This window comes from Chitinimonas viridis, from assembly GCF_030409555.1.
Taxonomy (GTDB): Bacteria; Pseudomonadota; Gammaproteobacteria; order Burkholderiales; family Chitinimonadaceae; genus Chitinimonas; species Chitinimonas viridis.
Genome location: NZ_JAUFPU010000009.1, coordinates 204,828 through 224,236 on the forward strand (window position 1 = coordinate 204,828; position 19,409 = coordinate 224,236).

Consider the following 19,409-nt stretch of genomic DNA (forward strand, 5'->3'; position numbering starts at 1 on the left):
CCGCGTAGGAGGGCGCATACGCTCAATCAGCGGCCGCTGCCTGGTTGCTCGGCCACCTGCAGCTCAACCGGGCCATGCTTGCCATCGGCAGGCTTGACGAAGAAGCCTTTCAACCAGCTGACCATGTCATCGAGATAGGTGTAGAACACCGGCACCACGATCAGGGTCAGCAGGGTGGAGGTAATCACCCCGCCTATGATGGCGTGCGCCATCGGCGCCCGCGACTCCGACCCTTCGCCCAGAGCCAGGGCCAGCGGCAGCATGCCGCCTATCATGGCAAAGGTGGTCATCAGGATGGGACGCAGGCGTACCCGACCCGACTCGACCACAGCGTCGAAGCGCGATTTGCCGTCCTCACGCAGGCGATTGACGAAGTCCAGCAGCAGGATGGCGTTCTTGGTAACCAGCCCCATCAACATGATGATGCCGATGATGGAGAACAGGTTGAGGGTGGAGCCCCAGACCTTTAGTGCCAGGAATACCCCCAGCAGACTCAGTGGCATGGACATCATGATGGCCAGAGGCTGCAGGAAGCTGCCGAACTGCGAGGCCAGCACCAGGTAGATGAACACGGCGCCGATCAGCATGGCAATGCCGGCGTAGCCTGCCGATTCCAGCATGAACTCGTTGTCACCTTCCTGTACCTGACGGTAGCCCGGTGGCATCTGTATGCTCTCCAGCACCTTCTTCACTTCACCCTGCACCGAACCCACCGGCACGCCTTCGACTTCGGCGCTGATGGTGACGTTGCGGTACTGATCACGCCGTTCGATCAAGGTCGATGTGCCGCTATCCTTGACCGAGGCTACCTGACCCAGGGGGATCATGATGGGTTGGCCGGTACGGGCATCCACATCGTGGCTGGAGATGGGTAGCTCAGCCAGATCCTCCGCGATGCGGCGATTGGACTTGGGCAATTTCAGTATCACGTCGTAGTTCTCACCGTCTGGCGACTTCCAGGTGGTGATTTCGTCGCCGGCAATCAGTGGGCGCAAGGCTTGTCCGATCTGGCCGACCGACAGCCCGACCTGGGCCGCCATCTCGCGGTTGACTTCAATATCGATGGCCGGTTTTGCGGCCCGCAGCGAAGTCTGTACCTCGGTCAGATGAGGTATGCGCTTGAGGCGCTCAGCGATGGTTTCGGCAATGCGCTTGAGCTCATTGAGATCCTTACCTTGCACCTGTATCTGTACCGGCGCGCCGCCGCCGCCGCCGCTAGGCCCACGCACGCTGCGTACTTCGATACCCGCGATACGCTCGATACGGGCACGGATGCGCTTGACCATTTCTTCCTGGCTCGCTTCACGCTCCTTCTTGCTGACCAGTTTGATATTGGATCGGATGATGTGCTTGTTGTTGCTGCCTATTGTGGTGTAGATCTCTTCGATTTCCTTGAACTCGGCCAGCGCGGCCTCTACCTGCATGGCCTTGCTGGTGCTGTAGTCTAGGGCAGTACCGATGGGGGTACGGAAATCTATGTAGACGCGGCTTTGATCGGACTTGGGCAAGAACTCGCCGCCCACCCAGCCCATGACAGGGAACATCAAGGCCACGATCACCGACGACAGGCCGATCAGCGACACCACGAAGCGATGCGACCAGGTGGGCTTGCCCCTGAAGCCGGACATCACCCAGGCGCGTGCACGCGGGCGGGTGATCAGTGCCAGCAGCGTGATGGGGAAGGCCGCCACCGCAAGCAACAGCACCAGCCAGCGGGGCAGGGCAAAGCGGTGCTCACCCAAGGCCCAGCGTATGACCCGGCTGTAGAGCGCCGATACCTTGTCCATCCAGGCCTCGAAGCCATCCAGTATGCGGCCTAAGAAGCCCTTGTGGCGCATGCCGTGGGCGTGCGGATCGTGCCATACCGAACTCAGCATGGGGTCGAGGGTAAACGACACCAGCATGGAGATCAGCACCGAGGCGCAGACAGCAATGCCGAACTGGTAGAAGAACTTGCCTATGATGCCGCCCATGAAACCAACAGGCAGGAACACCGCCACGATGGTCAGCGTGGTGGCCAAAACGGCCAAGCCGATTTCCTGGGTGCCTTCCATCGATGCCTGGTAGTGCCCCTTGCCCATCTCTATGTGCCGCACGATGTTCTCGCGCACCACAATGGCATCGTCCACCAACAAGCCTATGCACAGCGACAGGGCCATCAGCGTCATCACGTTGAGCGAGAAGCCAAAGGCCTGCAGGAAGAAGAAGGTACCGATCAGGGCTACAGGCAAGGTCAGACCGGTAATCACGGTCGAGCGCCACGAGCCAAGGAACAGCCAGACGATCAGGATGGTGAGCAGTGCGCCCTCGAACAGAGTGGCCTTCACATCAGCCAGGGAAGTACGTATACCCTTGGACGAGTCGTTGATCACCATCAGGCTCAAGCCTTCTGCCGCCAGCTCTTCGTTCAGCTTCTTGGTCATGGCCTTGACGCCATCAGTGACCTCGATGGTATTGGCGCCATCCACCTTGCGAATGTCGATTGACAGGGCACGCTTGCCGTTCACCAGCGACAGGGAGGTTTCTTCCTCGGCGCCATCAATCACGGTCGCCACATCCCCCAGTACAATGACCTGACCATCACGACGGCTCAGGACCACATTGCGGAAATCCTCCGCATTCTTGATGCGGCCCTTGAGCTGAACCACCCGCTCGGTCTTGTCAAATTCGATGTTACCGACGGGTACTTCCTGGTTCTCGCTACGCAGTGCGCTGATCACCTGATCGGCCCCCACGCCCAGCGCCCGCATCTTCTGCGGGTCCAGCTCCACCCGTACCTGTCGGGCTACGCCGCCGACGATCTCGGCTGAGCCCACACCCTTGAGTGTCTGGAATTGCCGACGGACATACTGATCGGCCTTGACCGTCATCTCCCGCATGGTCAGCTTATCGCTGGTCAAGGCTATCGAGATGGCGGCCTCATCATCACTACGCTCCTGAATGACCTGCGGCTCGGTGATCTCCTCGCGGAATTCGACCTTGGCCTCGTCGACTTTCTCGCGTACGTCACGCAAGGCTTTTTCGGTGTCTATGCTGAGCTCGAACTCGGCGACCACCACCGACTGGCTGTTATAGGACGATGACGAAACATGTTTGATGCCCGACAAGGTCGCAATCTTCTCCTCTATGGGCCGAGAGATTTCGTTCTCGACGATTTCAGGCGATGCACCGGGGTAGCTGGTCACCACCACCACAAAGGGGAACTTCACGTCGGGCATTTCTTCGACGGGTAGTTTCCAGTAGGCGGCAAGGCCGAGCACCACCAGCGCCACCATCATCATGGTGGCAAATACCGGGTTCTGGAGGCTGATACGGGTGAACCACATGGGTGGGGTTCCTTCCTTGATCTGGGATTAAGTGCAGGCAGGCTAGCTTTGCTTGCTGCTGGTAACCGGCTTGGCGGCCGGTTTATCGCTCTCGCCGGGCAACTTGACTTGCTGGCCGGGCTTGATGTTTTCCAGTTTGGCAATGATGACTTGCTGTCCTGCCTTGGTGCCGCTGGCAATGGCTGCTGTCTTGCTGAGCTGGTTGATCAAACCCAACTGCACCTTGCGTTCGACGACCTTGCCGCCTTCAATCGTGTAGACGAAGGGCTGCTTGCTTTCCAGGCCGCGGATGGCGGACAGGGGCAGCATGTCGGTATCGCTGGCGGTGGCAACGGCCACTTCACCTTGGGCAAACATGCCGCCCTTGAGGATGCCGTCAGTGTTCTTCAGCCGCACATACACCGACACCATGCGGGTGCCGCTATCGGCCACAGGGGCAATACGCTCGACCCGGCCCTTGAACTGCTGGGTGGTGAAGCCTTCTATATGCAGGACGACATCCTGTGCAGGCTTGATCTGGGGTAGCGCAGCCATGGCGACCTTGGCCTCGAACTCCAGTTCGGCCAGATCGACCAGGCTGAACAGCTTCTGGCTAACGCCTACACGGGCGCCAGGCTCTATCGACCGCTCGGCGATCACGCCGGAGAACGGTGCGCGCACGGTAGCGTCGCCCAGTGCTTTACGGGCGATGGCGACCTGTGCTTCCTCTGCCTTGACCTGGGCCAGTGCCACAGCGTATTGATTCTCGGCTGCATCGTGGCTATTGGGAGAGATGAAGTTCTGCTTGAGCAGATCGGCACTGCGGGCGCGATTCTTCTCCGCCAGCTTCAGTTCAGCACGGGTGCGGTCCAGGTTGGCCGAGCGGGCAATCAGCTGGTCATTCAGTTCACGGGTATCGAGCTTGGCCAGCATTTGGCCTGCCTTGACGGTTTCGCCAGGGCGCACCATGACCTCGGCCACTACGGCCTCGACATCAGACGACAGAACAGTCTGGCGCACGGCGCTCAGGCTGCCCGACAAGGGCACCGGTTGCTTCAACTCGCCGTGAGCGACGATAGCCAGGTCAGACGAGGACAGTTCGAATACCTTGGGGGCTTCGGACTTCTTCTGGCTGTCAGGCGCAGCACGGCCCGTCTGGGTAGCAACAATGCCGCCCAGGGTCAGCGCAGCGACGACGCCGATGACCAGGGTACGGCGATTAAAGCGGGGGCGGAGAGCTTGCATGGCTTTACTCCTTCTCAATAGCAGGGGATGACGTGAATTCGGGAGCGGGAGCGAGGCCGTGCCAGAGCATGTCCACCATGCGCGGCATCAGGCTGTCGAGTTGTATACGCTCGGGGTTGACCAACCAGGCCATGATCAGACCGTCCATCAGGGCACTCCAGAAGATGGCCAGCAACTCTGGATCGGCCGGCGGCTGCTGGCCACGCAGCTGATGCTGATGGGCAATGAGACCGGCCGACATACGCCAGGAATCCTGATAGGCCGTGGCCAGGCGGTTACGTACATCAGGGTCGCGCGCTTGGCCCATGAACTCCAGGAACAGGCGGGGCCAGTCCGGATCTTGCTTGACTCGGTCTACTACACCACCCAGTAGTTCCTTGAGGCCGTCCTTGGGGTCGGTATGGGCAGCATCACGTGCCAGTGCGGCTGGCAGGTGCTCGTCGTATTCCTGCTGGAAGCGGCTGTCGAGCAGGGCAAAGAACAGATCGCTCTTGCTCTTGAAATGCCAGTAGACGGCACCCTTGGTCAGGCCGGCATCGGCTGCCACTTCATCCAGCGATGCGCCAAGATAGCTCTTATTGGAAAATACCCGAGCGGCTGCATCCAGGATGCGATCACGGGTATCAACCAGTTCCGGCCCACCACCGTCCAGCAAGGCAGTGAACTCTTCCCGTGGGCCTAGCAATCGCTTGACGGTCTGCCAGGGGAGACCAGCTTCAGCCGCGATCTCGCCATAGTTCACCTCCGGTGCAGGGCGGGCCTGGCTCAGCTGGCGCAAGGCCGCAATAGCGCGTTGGCGCGCCTCGTGTATATCCAGCTCGACAGCGGCAGGGGTGACAGATCGGTTCAAGGCCGGTACTCCAATAAGCATACTGATCGGTATTTTATGGTTTGATGTCCCGAAATGTAAAGCACCGCTTGGCAGTGCATGCCGAAATACCGGCCATTGCACGCTTGCGTGACAGATACCTACTGCAGGCGATAAGGCTGGGAGAAACCCTGTGCATCGCCACCTATACTGCAATGTACAAGAATCGAATATATAAACAGTCTATTTGCCCGGATTGGACGGATGCTTCCTGATACCACGCTCTCAGCACGCAGGCTGTGGATGCGATTGTTTCTTCGCACTTTCGTGCCCTTGTTGCTTTTGGCGCTGCTGGCGACGCTTTGGCTTTGGCGTACGGAACGCGAGCAGGCACTGGAGGATCTTGCGCGGCAGGCAGATGTGCACTTGGCGGCAACCCAGCGTGACCTGTATGGGACAGTGACGGCGGCAGCGGTTGATTTGATGCTGCTGGCCAATGACCCCGAGCTCGCCATGCGGGTTGAGCGTCCCGCCTCGGAATGGGGTTCACATGCCGAGCACTTTCTCAGCTATCTCAGCTACAAGCCGGTTTATGACCAGATACGACTGATTGACCTGCAAGGGCGCGAGCGATTGCGGGTCAACCTGAATCGCGGCTCCCCGATGGTCATGCCGGAAGAGGCCTTACAGGATAAATCCAATCGCGATTATTTCAGGGATAGCGTCGGGCTAGCACGGGGCCGTATCTACCTCTCCGGCCTGGATCTCAATATCGAGCATGGACAGATAGAACGGCCCTTCAAGCCCACACTGCGTCTCGCGACACCTTTCTATGATGCAAGCGGCGTCAAACGCGGTGTTCTGGTAGTCAACCTGCTGGCCAACCAGTTCCTGGAGAAGCTGGGCGAGGGCGGCGGCGGGCGCGTAGCCTTGCTCGATGCCGCCGGGCAATGGCTGCGTGGCGGGCAAGAGCATGACAACTTCGGTGCCATTACAGGTGAGGGCAGGTTGCTGAGCCAGTTACGCCCTGGTTTATGGACGGCCATCAGCAGCGGCACGGCTGGCTATTACCGGGATGAGGGAGGCCTATGGAGTTTTCGCAGGCTGACGCCAAACGACCCCGGTAGCCAGGCTGACCTGTTGCGTTTACGCCTGCCTTTTGCGACGGGCTCGGGGCCGCAGCATTGGTGGTTGCTCAATCATTATGATGCTGCCGCATTGAAGCAGGCACAAGACGCTGCCATACGGTTGAGCCTGCTATTTGGTGGCGGTGCGCTGGCGCTGGCGCTGATCGCCGGAGTGCTGCTTGCCAGCAGCGCCTTGAAGGGTGAGGCACGGCAGGCGCGTGAGCAGGTATTCCTGGCCTTGCTGGAGCAGGCGCCGCTAGGCGTAGTGGTTCTGGATCAGGCGGGCGAGGGGTATTTCTTCAACCACAACTGGGTCAGGCTCACAGGCATGAATCCAGCACTGGCCAAGGGCCAGGGCTGGTGGAGTTTGCTGGAGCAGGCAGACCAGGTGCGCCTGCAAGCGGTAATGGCAAAGTTTCTCGAGGACGGGGAGGCACCCAACCTGGAGATGCAGCTGCGCCTGGGCGATGGCAGCCGTCGCTGGGTATCCTGCATGGTATCGCAGGGCCCAGGGCCAATGCTACGAGCCATGGCCTGCATTCTGAGTTTTGCCGACATTCAGGCCAGCAAGGATCACGAGGCGCAACTGGCCAATGCCTTGCAACTGGTTCAAGGGGTGGTGACGGGCAGCGGCGACCCTATCCTGGCACTGGATCGCAGCTTGCGCGTGACGCTGACCAATCCCGCGCTGGGGCAGGCCTTTGGCGCCATGTACCGGGATGTGCCGGCCGTAGGAACGCAGCTATACGAATGGATGGCACGCTCCCCTGCAGACCAGACCAACCTGATGAACCAGTTTGCCCATGCCTTGCAAGGCAGGCAAACGCAGGTCCGCCTGACTCTGGGCCCATCGCGCCGGGTATTTGACGCCTCGTTTGCGCCACTGCGTGACGACGAAGGCAATCTCGATGGTGCCATCCTGTTTGCCCGTGATGTGACCGATATGGCCCGCATACAGGCGCGGGTTGCGCGTAGCGAAGAACTATTTCGCGCGGTGTTCAGTGGCAGCCTTGATGCGGTTTTCGTGCTTGAGGCTGTCAAGGACGAAACGGGCCGTATCGTCGATTTTCTCTATGTGGAAGCTAACCAGATCGGCCTGGGCGCAGTCGGCATGCAACGAGAAGCGTTTATTGGCAAGTTACAGTCACAGATCAATCCGGAAGCCCGCGAGCTTGGCTATTTCGACCGTTACGTCAGGGCCATGGAGTCGGGCGAGCCCTTTGTCGAAGAGGACTACCTGCAGCATGCCGGCCTCAAGCCTGGCTGGTATGAGAACCGGGTGGTGCCCATGGGGTGGGGCATTACCCTGACCAGCCGCAATATCACGGCCCGCAAGCAGGCGGCGCTGGATTTGGCCAGTAGCGAGGCCTTGCAGCGCAATATCCTGGATTCGGCCCCGTATATGATCGCGGCGACCGATGCCAGCGGCAAGATCAGTCTGCTCAATCGCGCGGGCGAGCAGATGTTGGGTTACGCCGCTGACGAACTGATAGGACGCGCCACTCCCATGCTGTTCCATGAGCCGGCTAATATGAGTCGGATGGCTGCCCAGCTTAGCCAGGAGCTGGGGCGCACCATACAGCCGGATGCCAGCCTGTTCGAGGCAGTCTCGCTACTCTCCACCGATGGTGTCAGTACTCGGGAGTGGACCTATGTCGCCAAGGATGGCCGACATATACCGGTACTGCTGACGCTGACCGTCAGGCGTGATGCCGAGGGCAGGGCGCTGGGCACCATGGGTATCGCCTACGACATCAGCGAGCAGAAGCGGTTGGAGGAAGAGCGGGACAGGCTGCATGCCGTGGTCGAGGTATTGCCCGACATGGTGGGCATGAGTGACCTTGATGGGCAGTTGATCTATCTGAACCAAGCGGGACGGCGTATGCGGGGTATCGCGCCAGAGGCTTCGCTGGAAGGCATTACCATCCGTTTGGGTTGGGCTGAATGGGCCTACCAACTGATCAGCCGCGTGGGCTTGCCGCAGGCGCTGGAGGGCAGGCCATGGAGTGGCGATACCCAGATGATCCTGCCCGATGGCCGCACACTGGAAACGCGACAACTGATAGTGGCGCCCCGCATGGGCGGAAGAGAGCCGAACTTCACCGCGACCATCGTGCACGATCTGACTGAGATGCGTGCCATGGAAGCCAAGATGATAGAGGACGAAGCCACCCTCAATTCAGTCCTGGAGAGCGTGCAGGACGCCATCGTGGTGCTGGACGACAATGCGATTGTCCAGGCACTCAACCCTGCGGTCAGCTCAGTGTTCGGCTATGGCCTGCACAAGGTCATGGGGCGAGAGATATTCATGCTGTTGCCGCAGGTGCTGTCCGAGCAGTATCGCAACAGCTTCCGCCAGTATATCGAGACAGGTACCCACAGCGGCAAGGTGATCGGGCAACGGGTCGAGGTCGATGGTCAGCGCGCCGATGGCAGCTCCTTCCCGTTGGAATTGACTATCAGCGAGGTAAAGCTGGGTGATAAGCGGCTGTTTACCTGTGTGATGCGCGATATTTCGCAGCGCAAGGCATTTGAAGAGAAATTGCTGGAAAATATCGACGAGCTGCAGGCCACCCAGGACGCGCTCAATGCGGCCAATGAGCAATTGATGGACGCCAATATGGAGCTGGGCCGCATGGCCCAGCAGGATGGGCTGACCGGGGTGGGTAATCGGCGGGCATTTGATCAGCGGCTCCGGGCCGAGTGGGGGCGTGCAGCCCGTAGCGGCAAGGCCTTGGCCTTGCTCATGATAGACGTGGATCATTTCAAGAAATACAACGATGGCTACGGTCACCAGCTGGGTGACGAATGCCTGCGCAAGGTGGCCGAGATACTGCGCGGCGCGGTCACCCGCGCCAGCGATTTTACGGCCCGTTACGGCGGCGAGGAGTTCGCCATCCTGTTGCCCGATACCGATGAGGCCGGTGCCATGGAGGTGGCGGTACATATCCGGCTCAGGCTGGCCGAGGCGGCCATCCCTCATGCCTTCTCGCTGACCAGCCCGCATGTGACGGTCAGCATAGGCTTGGCCTCGGTCGTACCCTTGCTGGGGGTGGCGCCAGACCATCTGGTGGCCGGGGCAGACCGTGCGCTCTACCGTGCCAAGGATGCGGGGCGGAACAGGGCGGTGGGGGTGTCTTCTCCGGCATGAGGCGGCCGGCGCAAAGCTTTGGCACCGTACTGTCATCTGGCTGAGATAAACCAGGCCTAGTCTGGCGTGTGTCTATCTTGCTGAAACCAGAGGCCTGGCATGCGCGTCTTGATGGTGTCCGATGTGTATTTCCCTCGGGTCAACGGGGTCTCCACCTCGATACAGACCTTTCGTGAGGCATTGGCTGTGCTGGATGTGCAGGTAGATCTGATCGCGCCGGCCTACCCCAATGAACTGGACGAACCTGGCGTATCGCGGGTGCCATCACGTTATCTGGCGTTTGATCCGGAAGACAGGATGATGCGGCGGGGGCTGATACGGCGCCTGCTACCGCAGTTGCAGGCAGCCCAATACGATCTGGTCCATATCCAGACACCCTTCATAGCCCATTACGCCGGTATGGCGCTGGCACGCCAGCTTGGAGTGCCGGTAGTAGCGACTTACCATACCTTTTTTGAAGAGTACCTGCACCACTATGCCCGCTTGCTGCCTGCCGTGTTAACGCGCGCCTTGGCCAGGCGATTTTCACGTAGCCAGTGCAATGCACTGGCAGGTGTCATTGCCCCCTCCAGCGCCATGCACGATGGCTTGCGGCGCTATGGCGTGACGGTGCCGATAGCCGTGATACCTACCGGTATACCCTTGCGGCAGTTTGCCGAGGGGGATGGCGCAGGCTTCAGGCAGCAACATGACATAGCGCCTGACCGTGAGCTGGCCTTGTTTGTAGGCAGGGTGGCGCACGAGAAGAATATCGACCTGCTGCTGGAAGTGGCAGCCAGGGCCCGGCTACAGCGCCCACGACTGCTGCTGCTGATCGCCGGGGAAGGGCCGGCACTGGCGCACCTGCAGGCTCGCGCCACCCAACTGGGGCTGGGAGAGCATGTGCGCTTTCTGGGCTATCTGGACCGGGCCAAGGCATTGCCAGACTGCTATCGGGCGGCCGATGTGTTTGTCTTTGGTTCGACCACAGAAACCCAGGGCCTGGTACTGCTGGAGGCCATGGCCATGGGCGTGCCGGTACTGGGCATTCCAGCCATGGGGGCGAGGGATATCTTGGGGCCGGGCATAGGGTGTGTCTGTACCAGCGACAATGCCGATGACTTTGCCGCCAAGCTGGTGGCGCTGTTGCAAGATCCGCAGAAACGACAGCAACTGGGCATGGCTGCCTGTGACTATGCGCAAGGCTGGAGCGCACCGGCGACGGCGGAGAGGTTGCTGGCGTTCTATCGACAGACCGTGTTGCCACAAGCGAATGCGCTGCCCGACGGGGCAGTGCAACCCCAAACGGCCACAGGCCGCTAATGACGCAGATGGATACTCAGCGCGTGTGATGAACTCAAGCAACTGAGAAGCGGCTGCTCGACCTTCCGCAATCGATAGCGCCAGGGTTTCCCTGGCGCCAGTACAGTCCGATCCCACCTCTCAATGGCGTGGGCTCGCAACAGGTTTTCGCACCACTCTAGCGCCACTGCACCCTACTGCAAGGCGTCTCGCCGATGTACTCCCCCACCTGACTTGTACTCTCGCGTTGTGGCGATGTTCACCGGGCCATCAGTTCTCGCAGCACAAAGGGCAAGATGCCACCATGCTTGTAGTAGTCCACTTCTATCGGAGTATCGATGCGGCATAGGACGCTGACTTCAAAGCGGCTGCCATCATGGCGGGTGACGCGCAGGCTCAGGTCCTGCTGCGGTCTGAGGGCCTCGTTCACACCCAAAATATCAAAGGTTTCGTCGCCCCTGATATTGAGCGATTCAGTACTATCACTGCCTTTGAACTGTAGCGGCAGTACGCCCATTCCTACCAGGTTGGAGCGATGGATACGCTCGAAGCTGCGCGCAACCACCGCCTTGATGCCAAGGAGTTGCGTACCTTTGGCGGCCCAGTCCCGGCTGGAGCCGGTACCATATTCTTCGCCAGCAAAGACCACGGTGGGAGTGCCGCGGCGGATGTACTCCATCGCAGCATCAAACACGGTAGCCTGCACACCATCCAGCAGGGTGTAGCCGCCCTCTACACGGCTACCATCATCCTTGGGCGGCAGCATCAGGTTCTTTACCCGCACATTGGCAAAGGTGCCCCTTATCATGATGTCGTGGTTGCCGCGCCGGCTGCCGTAACTGTTGAAGTCGGGCTTTTGCACGCCGTGCTCCAGCAGGTAACGGCCCGCTGGTGTGGTTTCCTTGAACGAGCCCGCAGGCGAGATATGGTCGGTGGTCACCGAATCGCCAAGCAGCAGCAATGCGCGTGCGGCAACGATATTGCCTATCTGTCCCGTGCTCATGCTGAATTCGTCGAAGAACGGTGGGCGGGCGATATAGGTGGAGTCCGGCCAGGTATAGACCTGCCCTGTCGGTGCAGGAATAGCATTCCACAGGTCATGGTCGCGAGTGAAGTCGCCATAGAGCCGGCGGAAGGTTTCCGGGTTCATAGCATGGTGCATAAGCGCGGCGATCTCATCACTGCCAGGCCAGATATCCCGCAGGAACACGGGTTGGCCATCCTGGCCCAGACCCAGGGCTTCCGTCTCCATATCGATATTGACGCGGCCTGCCAGTGCAAAGGCCACCACCAAAGGGGGGCTGGCCAGGAAGTTGGCCTTGATATTGGGGTGTATGCGTGCCTCGAAATTGCGGTTGCCCGATAGTACGGCGGCTGCGATCAGGTCATGGTCGAGGATGGCTTCGTTGAACTCGGCAGCCAGATCACCCGCATTGCCTATGCAAGTAGTACAGCCATAGGCGGCCACATTGAAACCCAGGTGGTCCAGATAGGGCTGCAGGCCGGTTTCGTTCAGGTACTCAGTCACTACGCGCGAGCCTGGCCCGAAGCTGGTCTTGACCCTGGGGTGGACCTTGAGGCCCTTCTCTACCGCTTTCTTGGCCAGCAGGCCGGCGGCAAGCAGCACGCCAGGATTAGACGTATTGGTGCAACTGGTGATGGCTGCGATCAGTACGTCACCATGCCCCAGGTCGATGCCGTCCTTCTTGCTCGCTACCCGGCTGGCTAGGTTAGCGGCGGGCTTGTTGAAGCCATTTTCGGCCAGAGGTTTGCTGAACAGGTCGTTGAAGGTATTCGCCATATCAGGTAGCGCAATGCGATCCTGCGGGCGCTTGGGGCCAGCCAGGCTGGGGACAATGGTGCCAAGGTCCAGTGATAGCGTCTTGCTGTACTGGATATCGCCAGCACGCGGCATGCCGAAGAGCCCTTGTGCCCTGAAGTAGGCCTCAAATGCCTCGACCTCTGCATCATTACGACCTGTGCCCTTGAGGTAGGCCACGGTTTTTTCATCCACGGGAAAGAAACCCATGGTGGCGCCATACTCGGGCGCCATATTGCCTATGGTGGCCCTATCCACCACGCTTAGTGTGGCGGCGCCGTCACCAAAGAACTCCACGAACTTGCCGACGACCTTCTCGCGTCGCAGTATCTCGGTTACCGTCAACACCAGGTCGGTAGCGGTAATGCCGTCACGCAACTGGCCCTTGAGCTCTACGCCCACCACATCGGGAGTAAGAAAGTACACCGGCTGCCCCAGCATGCCGGCCTCGGCTTCTATTCCTCCCACACCCCAGCCGACCACACCCACGCCATTGATCATGGTGGTATGGCTATCGGTACCCACCAGGGTGTCCGGGAAGGCCATGCCGTCGCGTATCTGCACACCACGGAACAGGTATTCCAGATTGACCTGATGGACGATACCAATGCCAGGAGGTACCACCTTGAACGTGTCAAATGCCTGCATGCCCCATTTCATGAACTGGTAGCGCTCGCTATTGCGCTGAAATTCAAGCTCCATGTTCAGGCGCAGGGCATCGGCGGAGCCGTAGTGATCTATCATCACGGAGTGATCGACCACCAGGTCTACCGGCACCAGCGGCTCTATGGTCTTGGGGTTCTTGCACAGCTTGGCGGCGACATTGCGCATGGCGGCCAGATCGGCCAGTAGCGGGACACCGGTAAAGTCCTGCAGCACAACGCGCGCCACCACAAAAGGAATCTCATCCACCCTAGGTGCCGATGCCCCCCAGTTGGCTAGCTGCCGAACATGTTCCTCAGCCACTTTCTTGCCGTCGCAATGGCGCAGTACCGCTTCGAGCACTAGCCTTATCGATACCGGCAGCTGGCTGATTGGCCCCACACCAGCAGCCTCCAGTGCTGGCAGGCTGTAATACTGCAACTGGGTGCCCGAGGAGAGTGTCAGTGACTTGAGGGTATTGTGAAGATTGTGGGGCATGGTGCTTCCTCCGAACGGAATGCGGGTATTTCGATTAGGACTGGGCGGCAGTCTGGTGGTTCGTCAATCTCCTTATCTTCGACCATGCCCGGCAGGATGCAAGCCATTGCGATGTGGGTGCTGAACATAGGCTGGCGGCTATATCAGGCCAAGGTGGCTGCACGTCCCTCCAGCCATTGGCAAAAAGCAGTAATGGCGGGGTCGTTCATCATGGCGCGTGGGGCGATCCAGCAATAGCCCCGCACCGGTACGATAGGGCCACGCAAGGGGGCAATCAGTGTGCCGGCCTCGATTTCGGCCTGCATCATAGGTAAAGGACCCAGGGTGACGCCCAGGCCATCCATGGCCGCCTGCAGGGCCAGGTAGAAATGGTCGAATTGCTGGCTGGCGGCCGGTTTCAGATCAGGGACGCCGGCTAGCGTCAGCCAACGCTGCCAGGCCGTGGGACGGGTATCGGCATGCAGCAGCGTGTGGTGCATCAGGTCTGCGGGTTCGCGTATCGGGTGGCGCTCCAGCAAAGCAGGGTTGCACAAGGGGATCTCCCATTCATCTAGAAAGGGTTTGCTGATATAGCCTGGCCAATCGCCGGGCCCACGCCGTATGGCAAGGTCAAACGGCACATCCAGACGGCTGATGTCGCGGTCGCTGGTCATCAAGCGTAGCTCTACGTCAGGATGCTGGCGCTGGAAGTCGGTTAGCTGCGGCAGAAGCCAATGCATGGCCATGGTGGGGGTGGAATTGATCACCAGCCGGCGCTGGCGATTGGGCTGCATCAGCTGCGCCGTGGCATTGGCGATGATATCGAGGCCATCCTGCACCTGCACCAGATAGCGCCAGCCCACTTCAGACAGCTTGACGCGGCCGCCCACGCGTTCAAACAGCTTCACCCCTAGCCATTCCTCCAATTGCTTTATCTGTTTGCTCACAGCACCATGGGTAACAAACAGTTCGTTGGCAGCAGCTGAAAAGCTTTCCAGTCTGGCTGCAGACTCAAAGGAGCGAAGGGCGTTGAGTGGGGGGAGGTTGGGCTTCATGCTGTGATGTTAACTCACAGTGTGTGTAGCAAATACTCGTTTGTGCCTTGTGCCGGTTGGGCGTAATCTTCGGCCATTCGCAAAAACCGCCTCGCCGACATGGGAATGATCCCGGCAGCCAGGCGGTATAAGCCGGATCTGTGGCTGCAAGCAGCCACGCCGCTTCCCAAAAATCGCAACCGCAAGCAAAGGTTCCCCATCATGCTAGAAGCCTACCGCCAGCACGTCGCCGAACGCGCCTCCCTGGGCATTCCGCCGCTCCCGCTCACCGCCCAACAGGTGGCCGACCTGGTCGAGCTGCTGAAGAACCCGCCGGCCGGCGAGGAAACCACCCTGGTTGATCTGATCACCCACCGTGTTCCGCCGGGTGTGGACGATGCTGCCAAGGTCAAGGCCTCCTTTCTGGCTGCCGTGGCTGAAGGCAGCGTGAAGTCGCCGCTGGTTGACCGCGCGCTGGCGACCAAGCTGCTGGGTACCATGCTGGGCGGCTATAACGTCAAGCCTATGGTCGATCTGCTGGCTGACGCTGAAGTGGGCGGTATCGCTGCTGATGGCCTGAAGAAGACCCTGCTGGTGTTTGACTATTTCCATGACGTGAAAGCACTGGCCGATAGCGGCAATGCCAACGCCAAGGCAGTGTTGCAGAGCTGGGCTGATGGCGAGTGGTTCAAGAGCCGCCCAGAGGTGGCCGAAAAGATCACCGTGACCGTGTTCAAGGTGACGGGTGAGACCAATACTGACGATCTGTCTCCTGCACCGGATGCCTGGTCGCGCCCGGATATTCCGTTGCACTACCTGGCCATGCTCAAGAACGCCCGCCCCGGCATCACCCCGGAAGAAGACGGCAAGCGCGGCCCCATGCAGTTCATTGAAGACCTGAAGAAAAAAGGCCATCTGGTCGCCTATGTGGGCGATGTGGTGGGTACCGGGTCCAGCCGCAAGTCCGCCACCAACTCGGTGGTCTGGGCGACCGGCCAGGACATCCCCTTTGTGCCGAACAAGCGTTTTGGTGGCGTGACCCTGGGCGGCAAGATCGCCCCCATCTTCTTCAATACCCAGGAAGACTCCGGCTCCTTGCCTATTGAAGTGGACGTGTCCACATTGGAAATGGGCGATGTGATCGACATCTATCCCTACGCTGGCAAGATCGAGAAGAACGGCGCTACCGTGGCCGAGTTCAAGCTCAAGAGCGATGTGATCCTGGATGAAGTACGTGCCGGTGGCCGTATCAACCTGATCATCGGTCGCGGCCTGACCGCCAAAGCACGAGAAGCACTGGGCCTGCCGGTCAGCACCGAGTTCCGCCTGCCCAAGGCGCCGGTGGATAGTGGCAAGGGTTATTCGCTGGCCCAAAAGATGGTGGGTCGTGCTTGTGGTTTGCCGGAAGGCCAGGGCGTGCGCCCGGGTACTTATTGCGAGCCCAAGATGACCACCGTGGGTTCGCAGGACACCACGGGCCCGATGACCCGCGACGAGTTGAAGGATCTGGCTTGCCTGGGTTTCAGCGCCGATATGGTGATGCAGTCGTTCTGCCATACCGCGGCTTATCCCAAGCCCGTGGATGTGAAGATGCACAAGGAGCTGCCGGCCTTTATCAGCACCCGTGGTGGTGTTGCCCTGCGCCCCGGCGATGGCGTGATTCACTCCTGGCTGAACCGTCTGCTGCTGCCTGATACCGTAGGCACCGGTGGCGACTCGCACACCCGTTTCCCTATTGGTATTTCCTTCCCCGCAGGTTCCGGCCTGGTCGCCTTTGCGGCGGCTACTGGCGTGATGCCGCTGGACATGCCCGAGTCGGTGCTGGTGCGTTTCAAGGGCGAGATGCAGCCCGGTGTCACCCTGCGTGATCTGGTCAATGCCATTCCGCTGTATGCCATCAAGGCTGGTCTGCTGACGGTAGCCAAGGCAGGCAAGAAGAACGTGTTCTCCGGCCGCATCCTGGAAATCGAGGGTTTGCCTGATCTGAAGGTCGAGCAGGCATTCGAATTGTCCGATGCCTCGGCAGAGCGCTCTGCTGCTGGCTGTACCGTGCATCTGGACAAGGCGCCGATCATTGAATACATGACGTCGAACATCACGCTCATGAAGAACATGATCGCTAACGGCTATGCCGATGCCCGTACCCTGGAGCGTCGCATCAAGGCCATGGAGGCATGGATTGCCAAGCCTGAGCTGCTCAAGGGCGATGCCGATGCCGAATACGCTGCCGTGATCGAGATCGATCTGGCCGATATCCACGAGCCTATCGTGGCCTGCCCGAACGACCCGGATGACGTGAAGACGCTGACCGAAGTGGCAGGCGCTACCATTGATGAAGTGTTCATCGGTTCGTGCATGACCAATATCGGCCACTTCCGCGCCGCTTCCAAGCTGCTGGAAGGCAAGCGCGACATCCCCGTCAAGCTGTGGGTGGCTCCACCTACCAAGATGGATGCCGAGGAACTGACCAAGGAAGGCCACTACGGCACCTTTGGCACTGCCGGCGCGCGCATGGAAATGCCAGGCTGCTCCTTGTGCATGGGTAACCAGGCTCAGGTGAAGGAAGGCGCCACCGTGATGTCTACCTCCACCCGTAACTTCCCCAACCGCTTGGGCAAGAACTCCAATGTCTACCTGGGTTCGGCCGAGCTGGCCGCCATCTGCTCCAAGCTGGGTCGTATTCCGACCAAGGAAGAGTACATGGCCGATATGGGCGTGCTGAGTGCCAAGTCCGGTGAAATCTACAAGTACATGAATTTCAACGAGATCAAGGATTATCAGGACGTGGCCGACACGGTTGCAGTCAAATAATCACTGCGAGTGCTGCAAACAAACAGCCCATCGGAAACGATGGGCTGTTTGTTTTCATGGGCTAGGCAAGATGGGGGCCGTCAATGATTGATCAACTCCACCCCTTGCTACTGAGGATGGGTTTACACCCATCCTCCTTGCTCACTTACTTTCCTGATGCCTGCTTGATCGTCAGCGTGTAGCTGGCGTCGCGGTAGCCATCCACCATCAGGTAGACGTCGCCACTGTAGCCTACCGGGCTGCTGCAGCTTTCCTCGCTGTCACCACGATAAGGGCGGCAGTCCCATTCCATCTTGGTGGGGGCGCTACCGGCACGCAGGTAGATATCCGCATCACCCTGGCCGGTGAGCTGGGCGGTCAGCCTGGCGCCTGCGGTAAGGCGGTAAGGGCCGTAGGCCAGGTTTTGGCCTTGCTTCAGCGAGCCGGTCTGGGTCTCAGTCTGGCCGCCGCCGTTGCCTGGGCCGCTGGCGTCGCTACCCAGCTCTACGGCGTAGGCGGTGGCGAGTTGGGCGAACTTGAGCGCGTGCTGTGCTTGGCTACCCATGTTCTCGAAAGTGTCTTCCGCGGTATGGATGCGTTTGTTCATGCCGCTGAAGCTGGCTTCAAATGGCATGGAGGCCGGATAGCCTTGGCCAGTCCAGGAGGCGTGGTCCGAACAGCCATAGCCACATTTGTCCTGGCCTACCTTCAAGGTGGGCAGGTAGGTCTTGATCAGGTCTGCCAGGAAGGTGTTTTGTGCGGCGTCGGTGTAGTCGGTGTAGAGGTAGATGTCGCTATCTGAGCCCTTGTAGTTGGTCATGTCCAGCTGCATGACGCCCACCACATTGGTGTTTTGGGACTTGAAGCGCTGGGCGATATCCTTGGAGCCGCGCAGGCCGCCTTCTTCGGCGGCATAGCCGATGAACTTGATGGTGCGGTCGGGCTTGTAGCCCTGGGCGATCAGGACGCGCAGGGCTTCGGTCATGCTGGCGATACCTGATGCGTCATCATCAGCGCCGGGGGCGCGGGTGTCCTCGCCCATGGTGCCCTTGTGGATCGAGTCGAGGTGGCCGCCGATGACGATGACTTCGGACGGCTTGGTCTGGCCCTTGATGGTGATCATGACAGACTTCTGCGGGTAGTCTGCATGCGTGATCTGCTCGGCGACGATGTCGTTACGGCCCTTTGCCAGGCTTTGCCAGTGCTTGAGCAGCCAGTCGGATGCGGCGACGCCATGACGGCTCTTGAAGTGGCGGTTGGTGAAGGCCGACAGTGTGACGATGGTGCTGGCGATATGGCTTTCCTGCAGCATGGGCAGCAGGGGCTGGACCTGGGCTTGATTGTCGATGGCGTAGCTGGGGCGGGTGATGGCGGCTGGTTGTACTGGTTGCAAGGCGCGCAGTGCGTCAGCGTAGCTATTGTGGGCGATGAAGCCACCGCAGCGGTGCAGTTCCTCGTGCACGGCTTCGGACAGCGAGTGCAGGCTGGACTCCTCGACTTCGACAACGTGTACCTGCTCGGCAAACAGGCCTTGATCGCCACGGCCGGCTGAGATGGTGCGTGATTGCTTGGCGATGCTTTGTGGGGCCACGCGCTGCAATTGGGCGTAGGCGTCGTCGCCTACGGTGATCCAGATCTTCTTGGCGGGGGCGGCTTGGGCGGTGTTGAGAAATGCTAAGGTCAGCAGGGATGCGAGCAAGGTGTGACGCACGGGGTTCTCCATCTGTATT

At 60.0% G+C, this 19,409-nt stretch carries 9 protein-coding genes; 3 read left to right on the forward strand and 6 right to left on the reverse strand.

Features of this window, described 5'->3' with window-relative positions; all coding sequences use genetic code 11:
• Positions 1–26 precede the first annotated feature (26 nt).
• Genes QWZ03_RS12170 through QWZ03_RS12180 form a run of 3 tightly spaced genes read right to left on the reverse strand, consistent with a single transcriptional unit; the run spans position 27 to position 5,400 of the window.
• Complete coding sequence (locus tag QWZ03_RS12170) at positions 27–3,326, reverse strand: efflux RND transporter permease subunit (RefSeq protein ID WP_290332967.1); 3,300 nt, start codon at positions 3,324–3,326, stop codon at positions 27–29.
• A 42-nt stretch (positions 3,327–3,368) separates the two neighbouring features.
• Positions 3,369–4,550 (reverse strand): efflux RND transporter periplasmic adaptor subunit, encoded by a 1,182-nt coding sequence (locus tag QWZ03_RS12175; protein WP_290332968.1) that lies wholly within the window; start codon positions 4,548–4,550, stop codon positions 3,369–3,371.
• 4 nt (positions 4,551–4,554) lie between these two features.
• Complete coding sequence (locus QWZ03_RS12180; protein WP_290332969.1) at positions 4,555–5,400, reverse strand: TetR/AcrR family transcriptional regulator; 846 nt, start codon at positions 5,398–5,400, stop codon at positions 4,555–4,557.
• Positions 5,401–5,661: 261 nt separating this feature from the next.
• Here QWZ03_RS12180 and QWZ03_RS12185 point away from each other — a divergent pair, with 261 nt between their 5' ends.
• On the forward strand, positions 5,662–9,636 hold the full coding sequence (locus QWZ03_RS12185; RefSeq protein ID WP_290332970.1) for a PAS domain S-box protein: 3,975 nt from the start codon (positions 5,662–5,664) through the stop codon (positions 9,634–9,636).
• 99 nt (positions 9,637–9,735) lie between these two features.
• On the forward strand, positions 9,736–10,938 hold the full coding sequence (locus tag QWZ03_RS12190; RefSeq protein WP_290332971.1) for a glycosyltransferase: 1,203 nt from the start codon (positions 9,736–9,738) through the stop codon (positions 10,936–10,938).
• 238 nt (positions 10,939–11,176) lie between these two features.
• Here the strand turns inward: QWZ03_RS12190 and acnA are convergent, their stop codons facing one another.
• Together acnA and QWZ03_RS12200 are read right to left on the reverse strand one after the other, a co-directional pair.
• Positions 11,177–13,876 (reverse strand): aconitate hydratase AcnA, encoded by a 2,700-nt coding sequence (gene acnA, locus QWZ03_RS12195; RefSeq protein WP_290332972.1) that lies wholly within the window; start codon positions 13,874–13,876, stop codon positions 11,177–11,179.
• 143 nt (positions 13,877–14,019) lie between these two features.
• Positions 14,020–14,910, reverse strand: a complete 891-nt coding sequence (locus tag QWZ03_RS12200; RefSeq protein WP_290332973.1) for a transcriptional regulator GcvA — start codon at positions 14,908–14,910, stop codon at positions 14,020–14,022.
• A 201-nt stretch (positions 14,911–15,111) separates the two neighbouring features.
• Here QWZ03_RS12200 and acnB point away from each other — a divergent pair, with 201 nt between their 5' ends.
• A complete protein-coding gene (acnB, locus tag QWZ03_RS12205; protein WP_290332974.1) occupies positions 15,112–17,700 on the forward strand; it encodes a bifunctional aconitate hydratase 2/2-methylisocitrate dehydratase in 2,589 nt (862 codons plus the stop codon).
• A gap of 145 nt (positions 17,701–17,845) precedes the next feature.
• Here acnB and QWZ03_RS12210 read toward each other — a convergent pair whose 3' ends face one another.
• On the reverse strand, positions 17,846–19,390 hold the full coding sequence (locus QWZ03_RS12210; RefSeq protein WP_284196167.1) for a M20/M25/M40 family metallo-hydrolase: 1,545 nt from the start codon (positions 19,388–19,390) through the stop codon (positions 17,846–17,848).
• Between the last annotated feature and the right edge of the window lie 19 nt (positions 19,391–19,409).